Here is a 19,180-nt window from a genome sequence, read left to right on the forward strand (position 1 = left end):
CATATACAACAAATTTAAAAAATTAAAAGTGTTGCATTAAGTTATTGAATTTACGTTATCTGTATTTCAATTAAAAAAGACACTTCAAAAATTTTACTTAAAGCTTTCACTCGAAACGGACTAAAAGGGCAGCTAAGATAGTGACTTAAGCATGCCACGTGCGCATAATGGCGGCGCTTCACTTGCCACCCTTCGGGACTTATAGCACATGCACATCCTTAAGCCACTGGCATCTTGCTTTCTTTTTTTCCGTTTTTTCTTTTGAAAACAATTTTTGTGGGAGCAGGATTAGAGAGAAAGAAAACAGTAGTAATCATTAAAAATTAAAATTATGGAAATCACAGGACGATTAACAGCAGATGCAGTAGTTCAAAAAGTGAACAGCGAAAAACAAGTGGTCAATTTCAGCATTGCCATCAATGACAATTACAAACCTAAGGGGAGTACCGAAGTAAAGGAAGTAGTTACCTATATCGATTGCTCCTATTGGTTAAATGCCAAAACAGTACAGTGGCTAAAAAAAGGAACACTAGTACAGCTCTTTGGACGTATTGGTATGAGTGTATACAATAACAGCGAAGGTGTAGCGGTGGGTAGTCTGACGTTTCATACCAACAATATTAAAATTTTGGTTTTTGCCAAAAAGACAGAAACGGCTAAAGCCAATTCAGCGGTAAAAGAAAAAAAATCAAAAAAAACAGCAGACGTCCCTTTTTAATAATAGCGTAATCACTTAAAAGATAACACCATGGCACACAATATAAATTATAACGAGCAGACAGGAAAACACAGTTTTTTCAGTACTAAGGAAAAAGCATGGCACAATTTGGGGCAGATTATTACAGATTACCCAACAAGCGCCGAGGCAGTTATCCACGCAGGTTTGGATTATGAGGTAGAAAAACGCAGACTGTTTACAGCCAGTTCTGCCGAAATTATTTTGGATAATGAAATCATTCACAATAAAATAGAAGTACCAAATTACTACAGTACGGTGCGAACCGATAATGATGCCGTACTCGGTGTGGTAGGCAAAGATTACCAAATTGTACAAAATAGGGATGCTTTTTCTTTTTTTGATAGCATCGTAGGTGGTGACGGTATCCTATACGAAACCGCAGGGGCACTCGGAAAAGGGGAACGCATCTTTATAACAGCAAAACTGCCCGATTATATTAGGGTTGGTAACGATGATTTGATTGAGAAATATCTTTTTCTGACCACTTCCCATGACGGAAGCGGAAGCATAACGGCAGCATTCACGCCTATCCGTATCGTATGCAACAATACCCTGAATGCCGCTATGAACAATAAGACCAATACCGTTCGTATTCGTCACACTTCTAATGCCAAACAGCGTTTAGAACAGGCGCACAAAGTAATGGGTATATCCGATATGCTATCGGCACAGATGGAATCCATTTTTAACCATTGGACAAAAATCCGAATCACGGACAATGAAGTAAAAAAACTGATACAGTCTGCCCTAGTTCCCAATAAGGAGGTACTCAAAACCATACAAGATGGCAAGGAAGATGAACTTTCCACTTGTTTTACAAATATGGTAGATAATGCTTTTGAATATGCCATGAGTAACCCGACCCAACTCATGGACACCACCAAAGGAACTGTGTTTGGCGCATATAATAGCGTAACAGGCTACTTTCAAAATATGAGAAATTACAAGGACGATGAAGCCAAATTAACCTCCCTTTTGATGGGTGGCACAGGACAAATACGTACCCAATCCGCTTTTAACCTTTGTTTGGATTTTGCAAGTAAAGGGTCTGATTCATTACTCCTTAATTAGTTAATCGGGACAGGCATAACCTGCCTGTCCCTTTAAATCCCAACATTATGATACAAGTAGAGGATAAAAACGGAAAAAATATAAGGGTTACTAATTTAACCCAAGCAATTGAACAGGCGGACTATTTCAGAAATTTTGCCCATGAAGACAAACTCCTTGAAAAGTTTGATCAAAAAAGACAAGCCTATTGGCAAGACCTGTACGAAAAGTTAGTAGCAATTAATGGTTTAGATGTAGAACAGACTAAAGAGTAAAACAATGGAAACTAATTTTTTTAAATCCATTTTAGCCTTGCAGGTAGCAGGGAATTGGAAAATAAATATAGCCAAAGAAGATACGGACAAACTCATTGTATCAGTATTGTTTTATAATGATACTGTTGGCGATGATGCACGTAAAAAAGTACCGCCTATTTTACTAAAAGGAACAGTAGAGGAAATTGACAACGGATTTTTTGAAGCAATTGCAGAGCCTGTACAAGATACGGCAAAGCTTTTTGCTAATATGGAACAGTTCCTCAAAGAAAAGGAACAGGCAAAAGTGAGTTTACAGATGGAAAAATACAATATTCTGAAAATGGGCAAAGAAAAATCAGAAATGCAGAAACAGTACGAATCAGCCATGAAAAAAGCAGAGGAACTTGAATCAGCAGGAAAATTTAAAGAAGCATGGATGAAAGTGCCACCTGCCGACCTGTACCCCGAGTATAAGGATATTATTCATTCCCGAAGAGCAGAACTTGCCGATAAGTTTCCCGTAGACCTTTTCAATGACCCTAATAACGAAGAATCATGTTAACAGCCACCACCTTAGAACGCATTTTTATCTTTAGGGATAAAGATCAGGATATTAAACTCGCTGACCCATCGCCGTCATTCAGTCCCGAAGCGGTATTGAACTTTTATGCGCAGACATATCCCATATTAACTACGGCAACTATCGAAGGACCAAGTATAAATGACGATGCGGTGCAGTACAAATTTATATCACAAATCGGCACAAAAGGATAGACTATGAAAACAGAAACGATAACAGGCAGTATCAAACTGCCAAAAAACAAAAAGCAATGCAGACTATACAAACAGTTAGGAGCATGGGTAGAAAACACAAACAGATTGCCCGATGCACAGGAAGTAAAAAAGAACTCAAACAGTTCCGCTCCGCTCGACCTTTTGCCGATGGTTTTTTAAGACATTCCTTTCTGCCCTTGTTCGAAGAAGGTAAAAAAGTACCAGACCAATCTCAGGTCGAAAGGGATTTTTTCAATTCGCTTGCTATCCTGACAAGGCTGTATGGTTTTGAGGTTTTGAATACGACAGGTAAATCCTATCCATATAATATCTTATTGGCACACGCAAACATTCAGAAACAGCTAAACAGTTTGAGTCGCGATATTGAATTGTCAATTATGCAGGATGATAGTAGCGTAAAATTAGCAACCAAGCATGTTTATAACACATGCAATACGCTGTACTATATTCCTGTACTGCCTTTATATAAGCTATTGCAGGACAGGAAACAAAAACAAACCGCAGAACTACTGCTGTCTGTTTTTGCCTATCTATACCATATTGCAGGGATTCCGTATTACAGGGAAGACACCAGTTGTCTGTATTATCACTATGAATGTATGGAAGAATGGATGATTGATGAGTTGGAAGATGAAGAGTCTGAAGCAGGTAACAGCATGATTTCAGAATTGAATAAGGCATCTTACTGTGGGGATGTTATGCACCGTAAAATGTACAATCCCTATCATCTAAATGTCTTTGAAAAACGCATAAGCAGTTATAAATTCAATAACAGTTTCGAAAAAGACTGCCTAAGTGTTGCCAAGCAGGCATTGGCATTAATGCTCGAATATCCTGCTTGCACTATTTTTCAAAGTACATCAAATCGGGAATTTGAAAACGATGAGGGGATTATAAGAGCAGAACAGTACATTTCCTTTATAGCAGACACTGATGGTCTGCTCTATGAGAATATTGCACGGGTAATCAATGATGAATTTAACGAATGCTCCGAAATAGAAGAGCCGACACTCCTGCAAATCTATGATTCTCAAAATGAGTTAACCCATAAAACGCTCGATTTCGAATACAGGCTGTTTCCGCTTCTAAATGATTTATGCACCCTTTTAAATAATATGCCATGAAAGATATAACCTCCGTATTCGGAACATTGTACAATCCTGTAAAAGCCTTTGTAGTCTATCAGAAACATTCTGCTGAAAAATCCATTTATGTGGAAGCCTATGATATGGATAAAAATGGCTGTCCCATAAACGCCCATCCTTTAAGCCTTAAAGAAAGTACACAGCTTGCCAGTGCCCTTGATACATCAGACGAACTGACCCGTAAATTCTTAAAGCCATCAGGACTGCTTCCTAAAAATGTACTGCATTTGAATCCCGAGCATGATGGTTCTGCCATTTGGTACACGCCTGCCCAAAAAGTCAGTTTATTTTTTGTGGAGAGTTTGGGTATAAAAAACGACAAAGCATTTGTACCGCCCTTGTTATGGAAAGCCTCTAAAAACACGCTGTACATTTATGCAATAGACACCGAAATGCAAATAAACGAACAGACACCCCTTTATCATGCACCGTTTTTTAATTTATATGCAGATGGCAGGGTCTGCATGGGGACTGTATCAGTTACTATAAAGTCAGACTGCCATTTGGAAGAATTCATTTCGCTTTGGGAACAGTATTTTTTTAACAGCTATTTCAGTCATCTGATTGGAAATAAAAGTCCTGTAAAAGGAAACATTATTCAGCTTTGGCAGAAACTTGTGGGTAGCGGAAAATCGTTTCCCATAAAATCCTTACTCAAAAATGGTTTAACAATTAAAAATATAATATCATGAACACACAAAAAGCAATGCATTATGCGCACAATTATCTAATAAATCCAACCAATCCAATAACGGTAAACCTCATTGGCGCAGGAGGAACAGGAAGCAGGATGCTCACCGAACTCGCAAGAATGAATCACAGCCTTATAGCCTTGGAACATGCTGGACTGCAGGTTAATCTGTTTGATGATGATGTAGTCACTAATGCCAATCAGGGACGACAGCTTTTTGCAGATGCTGAGGTTGGACTGCCTAAAGCAGTAGCACTTATAAATCGTACGAATCGCTTTTTCGGAACGAATTGGAAAGCCGTAACAGAGCAATTTTCAACGGCTAATCTGAAATCCCTGCCCAACCGTGGCAGGGCAAATATTTACATCAGTTGTGTTGATACCGTATCGGCACGTTTTGATATTGCAGATTTACTGCTGAATTGTAATGGGAACAGCGATTTTGAGCGTACCAAATCCCTCTATTGGCTTGACCTCGGCAACGCTCAAAATACAGGGCAGGCGATACTTTCGACAATCAGCGAAATCCAACAGCCTGATTCCAAACTATACAGAACTGTGCCCAGTCTTCCGATGGTAACTGTCGAATTTAAGGAATTACTCGAAGAGCAGACTGATAACAATGAGCCGAGCTGTTCCCTTGCCGAGGCACTCGAAAAGCAAGATTTGTTTATCAACAGTACACTTGCTAATATAGGGGCATCACTTTTATGGAAGCTGTTTCGTGAAGGCATGACAGCCCAAAGGGGATTCTTTTTAAATATTGGCACTTTCAGGTTAGAACCTATAGCGGTAGGCTGATGCCCCACCGCCCCACAATTGATCCTCCTTTGGTCGGGCAATTGCGGGGCGCTTTAAAACGGAACAACATCGTTAGATACATTGCTCATTAAGTAATCGCAATATAGCTAACGATGTTTGTGTTTTGTATTTTGATTTTTCAGGCACTTTCGAATCATAAAGTAAAATTATCTTAGTATTTCCTATTATTTTAATGTAAGAAGATTAAACTTTTTTGCTTTTTTTAAGTAATAGCTTACAGTATTATAGCTATTAAACCTAAAAAAAAACAATTTCACAATTTTATTAGCCTTTTTATTATTTAACCTAAAAAATTACCTTTAAACAGATTAATTGCCTGTTTTATCGATGATTGCCTTCTTTTTTTAGGACATTAATACCTATATTCGCAAAAATTTTGTGAATGAAAGTACTATTACACTTATTAATATTTTGTTGTTGTTTTAATGTTGCTGTCTATGCACAAAATGAGACCAATATCACCTACGGATTGAAACTTGGAGGAATCTATTCTACAATCAATAATTTGCCTGAAAGTATTAAAGGCAGGGATAACACTTTTGATAATAGTGTTATGGAGACCAAAGGTGGATACGGTATAGAAGGCGGTTTTTTCCTGAACTGCAAACTTTATGATACCCGTGTTGCAATTCAGCCCGAGATTTTATTCAGGCAGTCTGCCCAGACTGTCAATTATCGCGATACTACAGGCAAGGAATTTGAGCTGGGATTAAATTACTCTTATCTTGAAATTGGAGCCTTATACAAAGTATACCCATACGAAGGATTAAATTTAGGCTTTGGTGCTTTCTACGGCATCAGTTTATCTCCCGACAATATTACTTATAAATCCAACGAAGCTGGCGGAATGTACGATGTCGCTACCAGACAATTCTATCAGGATGGACTGGATGGCGCAGACGATTTCTCCTTGTGCTTTGATTTGGGTTACGAATTGCACCAAAGTATCCACTTTGATTTACGCTATTATTTAGGGGTAAAAGATGTGGTAAAAAGTAATGCATCTTCTTTTCAGTTTATCGAAAATCAAAACAAAAGCGGGGTTGTTAGTTTTTCTTTAGGCTATAGTTTTCATCAATGGTAATTTCAATAAAAAACATGAAAAAAATTATTTTGCTCCTAGTATTAGTGGGCACAAAATCGCTTTTTGCCCAAGGCGATAGAGAGATAACCTATGGTCTTTTTGGCGGTGGAATTTATTCGACAATGTCTAATCTTCCTGATGTGATAGTCCCAAAAGGTGTTTACGAAGGCTATACCTTAAAAGAGGAAGGCAAGTTTGGAGCAACTGCTGGTATTATGATTAATTGGAAATATCCATACGCAAAAGTCAGTATTCAAACAGAACTTTCGTATTCAGGCCAGGGAACTGATTTGAATTACGAAGATGTTAAAGGATTAAAATACAAAATGACTTTCGGTTATAGTTACCTGAATGTTGGGGCACAATTCAAATATTATCCTGTTGAAGGATTTTATATAGGTGTAGGTCCTTACGTGGGTTTCAATATAAATAGTGATAATATAAAATATTCCTCTAATGCCCAGGAAGTATTTGCTGATTCAGACACTTATTTTGAGCCTGATACCAATGTGCAAAAAGTACTTAAAGAGTCGTTGACAGGGAAGAATTATTTTTATGGAATGTTCTCTGCAGGATATGAATTCAGCTCAAACTTATCCATTGGAGCACGTTATACATTAGGCATTACTGATGCTTTGGCTACAGAAGAAAACGGGCATCGTTACAGTGAAAACAAAAACAAAGTCAATAGTATTTCATTGATTATTGGGTACTCATTCAACTTTGATGACCTTGCTAATTTTTAAATCCTGATGGAATGAAAAAACTTTACACGAAGTACTTTTTTTTATTGACACTTTTAGCATTGACACCTTTGCCTATTTTGGCACAGCAAAAAATAATTCCCGGAGCAGTGCAGGATCCTTATTTTTGGATTACATCCAGAAATAATGGTGATGCCTATTATTGGGAAAGCTTAACAAACAAAGAAGGAAAAATATCAGGCAAAAGGCAAGCCGGAGCCACTTTTAATTTCAATCCAAGTATTGTTTTTGACACCGCTCAGGATTCTTTGATTTTACCTTTAGGATCAGAAAGCAAAAGACGCCAGACTTTATTTTTGGTTTATAAAGTAAAAGACAGCCTGAAGGAGCAATTTTTATGGACAATCAATGATCCGCAAAAAACACTTTCGGTGGCTACCAATAAACGTCTAGTTGATTTAAAAAGATACTCCTATCAATCCTATCAGGAAAAAATTAAACCTCACAAAGCCAATATTCATTTTTTTCAGCAGAATGTAACGGATAGTGTTGCAAAGTTATCTTCATTAACGATAGGTCAAAAATCTAAATTTGAAAAACTTCCGCCGGAAGAATTTAAAGGGAACATTAGCGAAATTCTGGTGTACAACAGGGTATTATCCGGTAAAGAAACCCAAAAAGTAGCCAGTTATCTTGGAATCAAATATGGCATTTCCCTTTCGCAATATGATTTTAAGAATTATCTCAACAGTCAGGGAGAAATCATTTGGGATATTGACAAGCACAAAGGTTTTGCCTCCTCAATTACAGGAGTAGGAAGAGATGATGCCAGCGGATTGTTACAGCCCAAAAGCAGTAATATGATCGAAGAGGGATTGCTTACGATAGAACTCAAAAGCAAATCCAATACAATACCCAACAATTACTTCACTTTTTGGAGTGACAACGGAAAAAATCTTCTGGTAAAAAAACAGGAACAGGGAGAACCAATTGGTATTTCAAGAGAATGGCAATTGGACTTTACAAATCCTGCAGACTTAAGCCTTGACTGGTCTTTTAATCCGGATTTTATCAAAGGAACTTTGCCAAAAGATACTTTTTACTGGTTATTGGTGGACTATTCGGGCAAAGGAACTTATGATGAAAAAGATTCAGAATATGTCCGTTTGGGAAGTACTTCTGCTGCTGAAAAATTAAAACTTGCAGATTTCAATTGGGACAAGCAAAAAACGGGAAAAACAAAATTTACCATTAAAGTAGCACCCGAAATGTTTAGCAGGGTGTGGATCACCGAGGCTACTTGTGGCGTTGCAGGATCAGGCAAGTTAAATTATACCATTGAAGGCGGTGAAGCCCCGTTTACCGTTACTGTTAAAAAAGAAGGAAGCGATGTCGTTGTCAAACAATGGAACCAGGCTGCAAAAAGTGATTCGGGTGTACAGCTTTCATCAGGAACGTACGAGTATATAGTGCGGGATAAAAGAGGAAATTTATATGCAGAAACCGTTTTTGTAGCTGATAAGGAAGGAACGTTTCCTAATTTAAAATCTGATTATCTATTAACCAACGGAAATGCCTTGGTACTGGATGCAAGTAAAGATCTGCCGGCGGGAAATTATGAATACCAATGGTTTTATGAAGGTGATTTTATAGATGACAATCCTAAAATAATGATCGATCAGGCTGGTACTTATGAGCTTCGATTGCTAAACGGTCAGGAATGTAAAACTGCTACTAAAATTGCAGTTGCTTCTGATGGAAAAGAAATTACAGATTCAAGTGTTATTATTTTATATCCAAACCCAACACCTGATGGTCATTTTTCAGTGGCAATGCAATATCCACACAAGACAAATGCAAATATTAGTATTTACTCTCCAACAGGCGCTCTTATAAAACAGCATCAGCTGACCCAAATTGAAACTTACCTATATGATGAGGTGATTGCTGCTTCTTCCGGGATGTATCTGGTAACGGTAAGCTCAGATTTTGGCACAAAAACTTTTAAAGTTATTGTGAAATAATTTAAAAATAAGACGATTTCCCCTTAATCGATTAACCTTCTTTATGAAAGATAAAATTATATTACTGGTGTTTTTAATGGGAACATTTTTGTTCGCCGCAAATTTTGGACCGTATAAAATAGCTTCTCTATTTACAGAAACGGTTTCCGAAAAAGAATTGGCTGTTTCAAAAACAGATTCGATTGCTATTACTAAAAACGAAACCAAAAGCACAAAATTATTTAGTGCTGATATTCCCGAGGGAATTATTGGTGTTGCAAGCACAGAGGATATTGATGATGCTTATGATAATGTTTTTCATCTGAAAGTTGATGTTTTGCCATCAACTGAAGAAAGTGCTTATCTGGAATATGAATTATACGGATACGATCAGGCGGCTTCGATTTCAAGAAGTTTAAACAACCAGCCCAGTATTGGGGGACAATTTTTATCCCAAAATAAAAACTGGACCAAACAATCGGAACTGCTTTCGGAAAAATCTTTGCGAGCTGGAGATAATGTATTGTTATTTACTGCTCCTGAAGGTGTTTCAAATTCCTATCGAATCAAAAATGTTCGAATCGTTTATAAATCAGCCCTTGCTTCAACTGATTTTACATTATTGAAATCAGGAAACAAACTGTATATCAAAGGAACCAATTTTCCATCTCAAATAAAAAAGATGAGTATCGGCGGCATTGCAATTGATATCAACCAGCCTGAATTTGAATTAATTTTGGATGCTGCAGCCGCCGAAAATTCCATTGTTGTTACCAAAGAAACTGCGACCGGACTTATCACTAATGAAAAATTAGAATTAAAACATTTTTCAAAAGTAGACAGCTTCAGACCGATAGAAAATGCAAAAGAACGCATCTTCAAAACTATTAATTTTCAGACCGAAAACAGGTTGGCTTATAAAGAATTCTCAGCTGTTTTCCCAGTTGGTTCTTTAAAAAATAACGTAACGGTATCGATTAGCGGTTTACGTAAAATAGACATCGCGCCGTTAAATTCGGCAATGGTGAATGTTACGGGAACCAATGCCGGTTTCAGATTATTGCCACATGGAACTATTTTCGATAAAGCCGTAACCTTGTCATTACCATACGACAAAAAAACAATCCCGGAAGGCTATACTGAAAAAGACATCAATGTATTTTACTTTGATGAAAACAAACGTCTTTGGCAGGAAGTAACCAAAGATTCACTTGATATCAAACAAGGTATCATTAAGGCAAAAACCACGCATTTTACCGATTTTATTGCCGGTATTATCAAAATGCCTGAATCTCCTGAAACCTCAGGATATACGCCAACAAGCATTAACGATTTAAAAGCGGCTAGTCCGCTGGTGGGAATCCAATCGATCGCACCTCCTTCAGCCAACGGAAGAGGAACGGCAAGCACCGGATTTTCTATCGTAATTCCCGCAGGAAGAGGCGGCATGCAGCCATCGCTTAACCTGCAATATGACAGTGACGGCGGGCATAGCTGGGCAGGTATGGGCTGGGATATTTCGGCACCTGCAGTGAGCATCGAAACCCGTTGGGGAGCACCAAGATATGATGCAGCCAAGGAAACCGAATCATACACCATTGCCGGAGAGCAACTAATACCTAATTCACACAGAGCAGATTGGATCGACAGAACTACAGACAAACAGTTTTATCCAAGACGTGAAGGTGCTTTTCAGCAGATTATCAGACAGGGATCTTCTCCTAAAAACTATTATTGGGTTGTAAAAGATAAAAGTGGTGTTGCCAGTTACTACGGGGGCACAACAGCAGGGCTTTCTACAGATGGAATTTTGAAAGATGCCTCAGGAAATATTGGGCATTGGGCACTTTGCCTTCAGGTCGATTTAAAAGGTAATACCGTTGAATATGAATACGATAAAAAAGACGGGGAACTCTATCTCAAAAAAGTATACTATACCGGTTTTGGTTCTGAAAAAGGAAATTACAGTATCACTTTCGTAAAAAACTCCGATTTGGGAGAAGCAGACCGCCCGGATGTTCAGGTTGACGCCCGATTGGGTTTCAAACAGCTGAACAATCAATTACTGCGAAAAATTGAGGTACGCTACAAAGATGATATGATCCGCAGTTATGAACTGAATTATAAACTTGGAGCTTTCAAGAAAACCTTATTGAAGTCTGTTTCAGAATATGACTCCGAATCAAAATTGTTTTATACCAATACATTGGATTATTTTGATGATGTACGTGATGCTGCAGGGAAATATAATCCGTATGGGCCAGAACAGATTTGGACTGTGCCAGGAGATAATTTAGTCAATACCGCCATCCCTTCTTATAATGACATTTTATTTTCAGGACATCATTCATTGGTAAGCAGTTCCGAAGGATCAAATATTGGGATAAATTACCGTATTGGCGTTGGATTTGTCGGACAATCCGGTAATTTAAAACCATTTACCGTTGGAGGACATGGTGGAAATGGCTGGGGAACCTCAGATACAGCTGTATTACTGGAAGATCTTGATGGAGACGGATTGCCTGACAAAGTATTTAAAAATAAGAATGGTGTTTTTTATCGAAAAAATTTATCCGCTACAGGTCAGAATTCGTTTGGGGAAACGCAGGAAATCAATATCAGCGATATTGGATATTCTAAATCAACCTCGTTTAACTGGGGTGTAGATTTAAATCTTAAATTTGGAAATATTGGTTACGATCAGCAGCGTTCTACCAGCAAGACAAAAATCTATTTTATGGATTTTAATGGAGACGGACTAATCGATTATGTGCGTAACGGACAAGTATACTACAATAGATTGGTAAACGGAGTTCCAACTTTCAAAAACAGCAGTTCAGGAACGCCATCACCGGTTGCTGGAGGCGGAGATGTTACGATTTCAGGAACTACCACCCTTTCAATTGCAGAAATAGAAAAGCAAAATCCACTGCATGATGTCGTGCGTATGTGGGAGGCCCCTGCAAAAGGAACTGTCTCTATTTCGCATCAGTATCAATTAGTTCAGGAATCAACACCGGAAAGAATAAAAGCCCGCGCCGAATATGTTACTAATGCAGGTGACGATAAAGCTGATGGTGTTCATTTGTATTTCCAAAAAGGAAACCAATTGCTTTGGGACGAAGCCATCGGTGCAACAGACTACGGTATCAAATCCAAACAAAATGCGGGGGTTTCTGTTGAAAAAGGAGAACGTCTGTATTTTAGGGTGAGTGCTGCAAAAGACGGAAATTTTGATACCGTGATTTGGGATCCTGTTATTACCTATTCAAAGGTAAAACAATATGACAGGGGGATTACTAATAATTTAGTTACAAGCGATTTTACAGTTCCTGCCACTTTGCAAGATGCCAATTTATACTCGTTGGCAACCTATACGGCAAGTACAGATTTTTTTAGCAGCAACAACACGACAAAAGTAATTCCGGTAGTAGGAAACGTGCTCTTTAATGGAATATTGAATAAACCCGTTACTTCTGACCATATTACATTAGTTATCACCAAAACATATATTGGACAGACAAATCCGCCTGTCATTTTATTTGAAAAGACTTTTTTAGCGAATGAAGTTGCTTCCTTTGATTTAACTTCCGTAAATCTGCCGGCTTTCGAAGCAGATACACAAGTGACTATGGCACTGGAAACCCAGACCAATATCAATTGGCAAACCATTTCCTTTGCTCCAACGGTTACCATACCGGCTTATCCGGGTGCAGCCCTGGAAGAAGTTCCCATGCAGGTTTCTCATTTGCTGTATAATAAAAGAGAAGGAAATTACAACATACCGGGCGTTACTTCTACAGTAAACGGAAAAGTAAAACTAAGCATATTGCCACAGGACTTGCTGCTGGCAGCACCTTTCCCTCCGGGAGCAGTCAATAAATATAATGGAGATGTCATTATTTCTGCCAAACAAAATAATGTACTCTTAGCACGCAAAAGATACAAGCTTACAACGGGAACATTGATAGAAGTAATAAACGCTTTTGATAATTCGGTTATTTATCCCGATGCGGTTTTGGGCACTCCAATTCAGTTGGAAATTACGGTTTCTAACCCGGAATCTGTAAATATCCTTAGAAATTATCCAAAATTGAACGCCCTGAATATTCAGGTTCAGGTGACGGATTTAAAAGATGTAGCAGATCTTACAGATGATGTAATTTGGAATACTGTTACAGATGATTTTGCCATTTACAGTCTTTTAAATCCTGACGAAAGAACTTTAGGATTGTATCAGCGCAATTGGGGAGGATTTGTGGTAAACGGAAATTTAGCTTCAAATACCATAGACCAGACAAAACTAAAACAATCTGACGCCTATAATACAGAGCCGGATGTAAACAACACTGATCCGGAAAATTATGATGGAAAAGGATATGAAGTCGCTGACAGCTATTTTGTGTCTTTAAACCCAACGTATACCAAAACAAAATGGGAAGGTCTGGAAGAATCAATTTACATACAAGGAGCAACAATAGGAACTTCGAGATTAGGAGAAGATGATATTGCGGATTACACCGATTTTTCATTGCCAACATTGCAAGGCGGAAGCACTTCGGCACTGGATTTGGTAAGCGAGAACAAAAGTAAAAGTATTGCAGCAGGATTAAGTGCGGGCCCTGCTAATATGGGATATAGTAAATCTATCGATGGGGATTCCTATGTAACCCAGACCATGGGGGATTTTAATGGAGACGGTTTTCCTGATTATATCAGGGGAAGTGATGTGCAATTAACCAAACCCATAGGAAGTATTTCGACTGAAGTAATGAATCTGGGAGATAATTTTAGTCATGCCGAAACTACTGCCGAAGGACCAAGTTTTGGAGGAGGTTACAGCCACGGTCAAGCCCAGGCTTCCGGAGCACTTGTAATAGGAAAAGAAGCAACGTTAAGGAGAAATGCGCAATCTGCTGCAGATAAAGAAGCGGATAAAGCTAAAAACATGCTTTCCGTAAGTGCTTCTCAGGGTAAAGGTACAGATAAGGCAACAATGATCCACTCTGATATTAACGGTGATGGACTGCCTGATAAAATAAGCGATTCAGGAACGGTATTACTGAATACCGGATATGGTTTTTTAACAGCTGAAAATTGGAATGACAATGCGCTTAATGCAGGAACTTCTACCGACTGGAGTGTAGGTTTGGGGTACAATTTTAATGCAGGTTCTATTACTGCCGGAGCTAACTATGCCCGTTCAACAGCAAATGGGAATAAGTCCTTTATGGACATTAATGGTGATGGACTTGCGGATAAAATTGAGTATGTATCCGATAAAATGATGGTATCCTTAAACTTAGGAAGCTCTTTTGATACGTCAATTGCTTATCCAACTTATTCTGAAATGAACGAGAATAAAAGTGTGAGTTATGGTTTTAATGCCGGTTACTCTTATGATATTCCTATTTGGCTGTTGCGTCTTACACCATCATTAGGAGCCAGTAAAGGATGGAGTACTTCGCGTTCCGAAGCGAGTTTTATGGATATTGACGGAGATGGAAATACCGATTATGTTATATCTACTGATGAGGATAATTTGAAAGTACGTCTCTCCAATATCAAAAGAACCAACAAACTAAAAAGCGTTAGCAATGCTGCAGGAAATAGTTACGTGGTCGATTACGAGTTATTGAAACCAAGTTACGAAAATCCTTCAGCTAAATGGGTTTTACAGTCTGTTGATGTTTTTGATGGACATAGTGGTGATGGGATCGATCATTTGATTGCGAAATTTAAATATGAGGACGGATATCATGATCGTCGCGAGAGAGAATTTTACGGTTTTGGGAAAGTAATACAGGAACAAATTGATGCTGCAGATGATTCGGTTTTCTCAACAAGGGTGCAGGAGTTTTATAATCAGGATTATTTCCGAAAAAATCTGTTGAAATATAGTTATATACTGGACAAAAACAACAAAATGCGTCAGGAGTCTGAAAACGAATATAGTTTTGTTGATGTGGCAACTCAGGCAAGTGTTCCGGTATCAGACCTGAATTTACCATCGTGTGATGCCAAACGTATTTTTATAGGACTAATTCATACCAATCAAAAAGTGTACGAAGGCGGTAGTGATTATCTGGAAACCGATACCTATAACAAATATGACGCCAACGGAAACATTATACAGTACATCGACGCAGGTAATGGAACTGCCGACGACAAAGTAACCGCAAAAATAAGTTACCATGAAAGTACAACGCCTTATTACGGTGGGATTCCGGAACAATTAGAAGTGTCTACATCTGAAGGACTTCGTCGCAAAAGGGCTACAACAATCAACACTAAGACAGCCGAAGTTACGAAGATTAAAAATTACATTGCTACCGATAAAATTGCGGTTACCGATATTGCTTATGATACTTACGGAAACCTGCAAAAAATAACAGGACCAGAGAATTATAAAAAACAGCGTATGACTTTGGAGTATGTTTATGATGCAGACAATCATCAGTTCCTGACTGAGATAAAAGATGCATTTGGGTACCAGAATAAAATGGAATACGATTATCGTTTTGGTGCGCCATTAAAAACGACAGATCGTAACGATCAAAGTACTATTTATACTTTGGATGCTAAAGGACGCCCGGCAACGATTAAAGCACCTTATGAAATCGCATCAGGCAAAGCGTACACGATTGCTTACGAATATTTTCCGGAAGCAAAAGTGCCGTATGCCAAAACCAGCAACTACGATCCTGAATTAGATAAAGACATTGAGACTTTTAGCTATACCGATGGATTAGGAAAAGCCTTGCAAGTCAAAAAAACAGCCAGTTTATTTACCACGGCAGGGACTGCCGATAAGGAAGCACAAATTGTGTCCGGAAAAATTGTTTATGACGGATTGGGAAGATCAACAACCAGTTATTACCCAACGACCACAACAACAGTCGATAATAAGTTTAGCACAGCAGTATCAACCGTAACCCCAACTAAAACAGAATATGATGAAGTGGGTCGTGCCGTAAAAGTAACGTTACCTGACGGAAGCACTAATACAACTACTTTTAGTGTAGAAAATTATGATGGTATACAGACCTTGCATACTACACAAACCGATGCACTGAATAAAACAAGTGAGACCTATACAGATGCAACTGGTCAGAATATCGCCAGTATGCAAAATGATTTGCTGACAAAGTTTGAGACTAATGCATTGGGTGAAATGGTAAAAGTAACCGATGCGATGGACCATATTACCAAAAGCAGTTACGATTGGTTAGGCAGACGAATTGAGTTTACACATCCTGATGCAGGAAGAACAACCATGCAATATGATTTGGCAGGTAACTTAACTAGTCGAATTACGCAAGAAATTAAAAATACAGTACCAAACGATGGTGCGATACAATACGAATACGATTATAACCGATTAGAAAGCATAAAGTACCCGAAGAATCCACAAAATAATATACAGTACAATTATGGTAAGTCCGATGGAACAGCATCGCGCCGGGGCAGATTGTGGTTTGTGCAGGATGCCAGCGGTGGACAGGAATTTTTCTATGGTAAATTAGGCGAGATTGAAAAAGAAATCCGTACCCTTCGCATTACTCCTACAGATATTCAGACGTATATTTCGGAATTCGAATACGATACCTGGAACCGTATTCAGAAAATGACGTATCCTGATGGTGAAGTAGTAGATTATACCTATAACCGCGCCGGAAACCTGCAAAGCATGCAGGGCAAAAAAGAAAGCCATACTTATGATTATATCAAACAATTATCATACGATGAATTTGAGCAGCGTAAGTATTTGAAATACGGAAACGATACCGAAACCAATTATACTTACGATGATGTAATGCGCAGGTTGCAACAACTGCAGGTAAAAAGCGGTTCAAGACAAGTCATGAATAATGCCTATGGTTATGATTTGGCCGGTAATGTACTAAACATCAAAAACACTGCACCAATTGTTAACAATACTTTAGGCGGAACTGCTTCGCATGAATACGAATACGATGATTTTTACAGGTTAAAATCGGCAAAAGCAACTTATCAGGGCGAGTTTACTAAAGCAAGTTATGAACTCACTATGGGCTATAACAAAATGCATAATATTACAAGCAAAAAATTGGTTCATACAGTAAACAATGAGCAGAAAGGTTATGTATTGGATTATAATTACGATAACGAATTACATCCTAACGCACCAAACAAGATTGCTGAGGCAGGAAAAACCGAACCAAGAGAATACGTATACGACGGAAACGGAAACCCAACAAGTTATACTGAAGAAAAGAGTTTCAGAAAAATGACATGGGACGAAGAAAACCGTTTAATGGGTATCAATGATAACGGCAGGATTCATCAATTTACATATGATGCAGCAGGAGAACGAGTAATTAAAAGTTCTGGTGATTCTCAGAATGTTGCTATCAATGGAGAAACGGCTGCAACGATTGTACACACTGATGATTATACAGGGTATATAAGTCCTTATTTTGTAATAAGCAAAGGAAAATTTACCAAACACTACTTTGAGGGTGCAGGACGAATTGTAAGCAAGTTAGGAAATGGATCATTTGCACAGCCATTAAAATTAACTGCAGGAGGAGTAAATTACGGTAAGCTTACTGCCGAGCAGCAAAAAGCATTGGACAATTATGTGAGAGGTTTAGGAGTTCCTCCAGGACCACCAACACAACAGGGTATTTATGCGACACCAGAATTTACAGGAGATCCATATCCATCAGAAGCACTTACACCTGTTGAGGAAAATCAGGAACCACCGGAAGGCTGGCCTAGAAATCCTGTTTTTAATGAACCTGGTGATGTGCCGGGACCACCTGTACAATTTGGCCCTCCCGTTGAACCTGAAACTGTAAAAGCCGGAGAAGGTTTTACAGGAATAGGAATGCCCGAGAATGATATTTTTTATTTTCATCCCGATCATTTAGGAAGTACTTCGTATATTACATCTAAGAATGGCTCTATTTCACAGCATGTCGAGTACATAGCTTTTGGGGAAGTTTTGTTTGAGGAGCATAGTTCATCGTTTAGCTCGCCATATTTGTTTAATGGGAAGGAATTAGATAGAGAAACGAATCTCAGCTACTATGGAGCTAGGTATTTGGATATGAAGACAAGTTTGTGGCTAACTACGGATCCAAAAATGGAAAAATATCCACATGAAAGTTCCTATATGTACTGTGGTAATAATCCTATTGCTTTTGTAGATCCCGATGGAATGGATAGAATTTATAGTGCATCAGGCAGATTAATAAGAGATACTGGTGTAGGCAGTAAAATTGTTGTACAAACAAAACACGGCCCTAGGTATTTGTCAGGACTTGATTATAGTAAAAAAGGCACTAGATATGCTGTATCCAGAATAATTGCTAAAGAAGCTTCGTTAAGATGTTATACAGGATATTATGGAGTTAGAAGTATGGATGAAGAAGATACGGGTGCGTACACTAACAGAGCAAATACCATTTGGACAAATACTAAGCAACTAAGCAAAGGAACTTATGATGATTACAAGGATTTAGGAAGTATGCTTGACCATGAAGGTAATCCTGATTTTGGGCATAAAGGAGAAACAAACCGTAATAACTACACCTTCGTAAGACATGCAAATGTATATTTAGGACAGTCGCAAACAGCCGATTTTAACAGCACAAGTGATGATAATAAATATTCTGTAGCTACAGGTTTTGCAAACAGAATGTATAATGCTTATTTGAAAGAAGAGATAAGTTTTGAGGATTTCAAATCTCAAGTTGGTAAATTTAATAAGCTTAATGCTAAAAATGGAGTTCAGCTTTTATCAAAATTTGATGGTAATGGTATCAGTGTTCAATTACCAGATGGGCCTCATCCTATTCATTTGAAGACGCTAACTTTTCCGGAAGAATAATAAAATATATAAA

The 19,180-nt window shown here is 38.3% G+C and carries 12 protein-coding genes; all 12 read left to right on the plus strand.

The genetic code is table 11. From position 1 onward, the window contains the following. Nucleotides 1–331: 331 nt before the first annotated feature. The 12 genes from ABI657_RS11035 to ABI657_RS11090 all read left to right on the plus strand — a co-directional run bounded on the left by ABI657_RS11035 (nucleotide 332) and on the right by ABI657_RS11090 (nucleotide 19,167). Entirely contained in the window at nucleotides 332–718 is a 387-nt protein-coding gene (locus ABI657_RS11035; protein WP_348097313.1) for a single-stranded DNA-binding protein, read from the plus strand. Nucleotides 719–748: 30 nt separating this feature from the next. Then, nucleotides 749–1,810 carry a DUF932 domain-containing protein gene (locus ABI657_RS11040; protein ID WP_348097314.1) on the plus strand — a complete coding sequence of 354 codons (1,062 nt, stop codon included), beginning with the start codon at nucleotides 749–751 and terminating at the stop codon, nucleotides 1,808–1,810. Between the two features lie 47 nt (nucleotides 1,811–1,857). Continuing rightward, the gene (locus ABI657_RS11045) at nucleotides 1,858–2,064 is read left to right on the plus strand and encodes a hypothetical protein (protein ID WP_348097315.1); all 207 of its coding nucleotides are present in this window, start codon (nucleotides 1,858–1,860) and stop codon (nucleotides 2,062–2,064) included. Nucleotides 2,065–2,068: 4 nt separating this feature from the next. Beyond that, nucleotides 2,069–2,608 (plus strand): prtrc system protein e, encoded by a 540-nt coding sequence (locus ABI657_RS11050; RefSeq protein ID WP_348097316.1) that lies wholly within the window; start codon nucleotides 2,069–2,071, stop codon nucleotides 2,606–2,608. Then, a complete protein-coding gene (locus tag ABI657_RS11055) occupies nucleotides 2,602–2,820 on the plus strand; it encodes a PRTRC system protein C (RefSeq protein WP_348097317.1) in 219 nt (72 codons plus the stop codon). The genes ABI657_RS11050 and ABI657_RS11055 overlap by 7 nt, the downstream gene beginning before the upstream one ends. Nucleotides 2,821–2,876: 56 nt before the next feature. Beyond that, the gene (locus tag ABI657_RS11060) at nucleotides 2,877–3,965 is read left to right on the plus strand and encodes a hypothetical protein (protein WP_348097318.1); all 1,089 of its coding nucleotides are present in this window, start codon (nucleotides 2,877–2,879) and stop codon (nucleotides 3,963–3,965) included. Next, nucleotides 3,962–4,678, plus strand: a complete 717-nt coding sequence (locus ABI657_RS11065) for a PRTRC system protein B (RefSeq protein WP_348097319.1) — start codon at nucleotides 3,962–3,964, stop codon at nucleotides 4,676–4,678. Before ABI657_RS11060 ends, ABI657_RS11065 begins: the two co-directional genes overlap by 4 nt. Next, on the plus strand, nucleotides 4,675–5,478 hold the full coding sequence (locus ABI657_RS11070) for a PRTRC system ThiF family protein (protein ID WP_348097320.1): 804 nt from the start codon (nucleotides 4,675–4,677) through the stop codon (nucleotides 5,476–5,478). Before ABI657_RS11065 ends, ABI657_RS11070 begins: the two co-directional genes overlap by 4 nt. Nucleotides 5,479–5,881: 403 nt before the next feature. Next, complete coding sequence (locus tag ABI657_RS11075) at nucleotides 5,882–6,583, plus strand: outer membrane beta-barrel protein (protein ID WP_348097321.1); 702 nt, start codon at nucleotides 5,882–5,884, stop codon at nucleotides 6,581–6,583. Nucleotides 6,584–6,597: 14 nt separating this feature from the next. Continuing rightward, the gene (locus ABI657_RS11080; protein WP_348097322.1) at nucleotides 6,598–7,329 is read left to right on the plus strand and encodes an outer membrane beta-barrel protein; all 732 of its coding nucleotides are present in this window, start codon (nucleotides 6,598–6,600) and stop codon (nucleotides 7,327–7,329) included. 11 nt (nucleotides 7,330–7,340) lie between these two features. Next, nucleotides 7,341–9,311 carry a T9SS type A sorting domain-containing protein gene (locus ABI657_RS11085; protein ID WP_348097323.1) on the plus strand — a complete coding sequence of 657 codons (1,971 nt, stop codon included), beginning with the start codon at nucleotides 7,341–7,343 and terminating at the stop codon, nucleotides 9,309–9,311. A 43-nt stretch (nucleotides 9,312–9,354) separates the two neighbouring features. Beyond that, a complete protein-coding gene (locus tag ABI657_RS11090; RefSeq protein ID WP_348097324.1) occupies nucleotides 9,355–19,167 on the plus strand; it encodes a SpvB/TcaC N-terminal domain-containing protein in 9,813 nt (3,270 codons plus the stop codon). Nucleotides 19,168–19,180 lie beyond the last annotated feature (13 nt).

Source organism: Flavobacterium sp., assembly GCF_039930565.1.
Lineage (GTDB): Bacteria > Bacteroidota > Bacteroidia > Flavobacteriales > Flavobacteriaceae > Flavobacterium.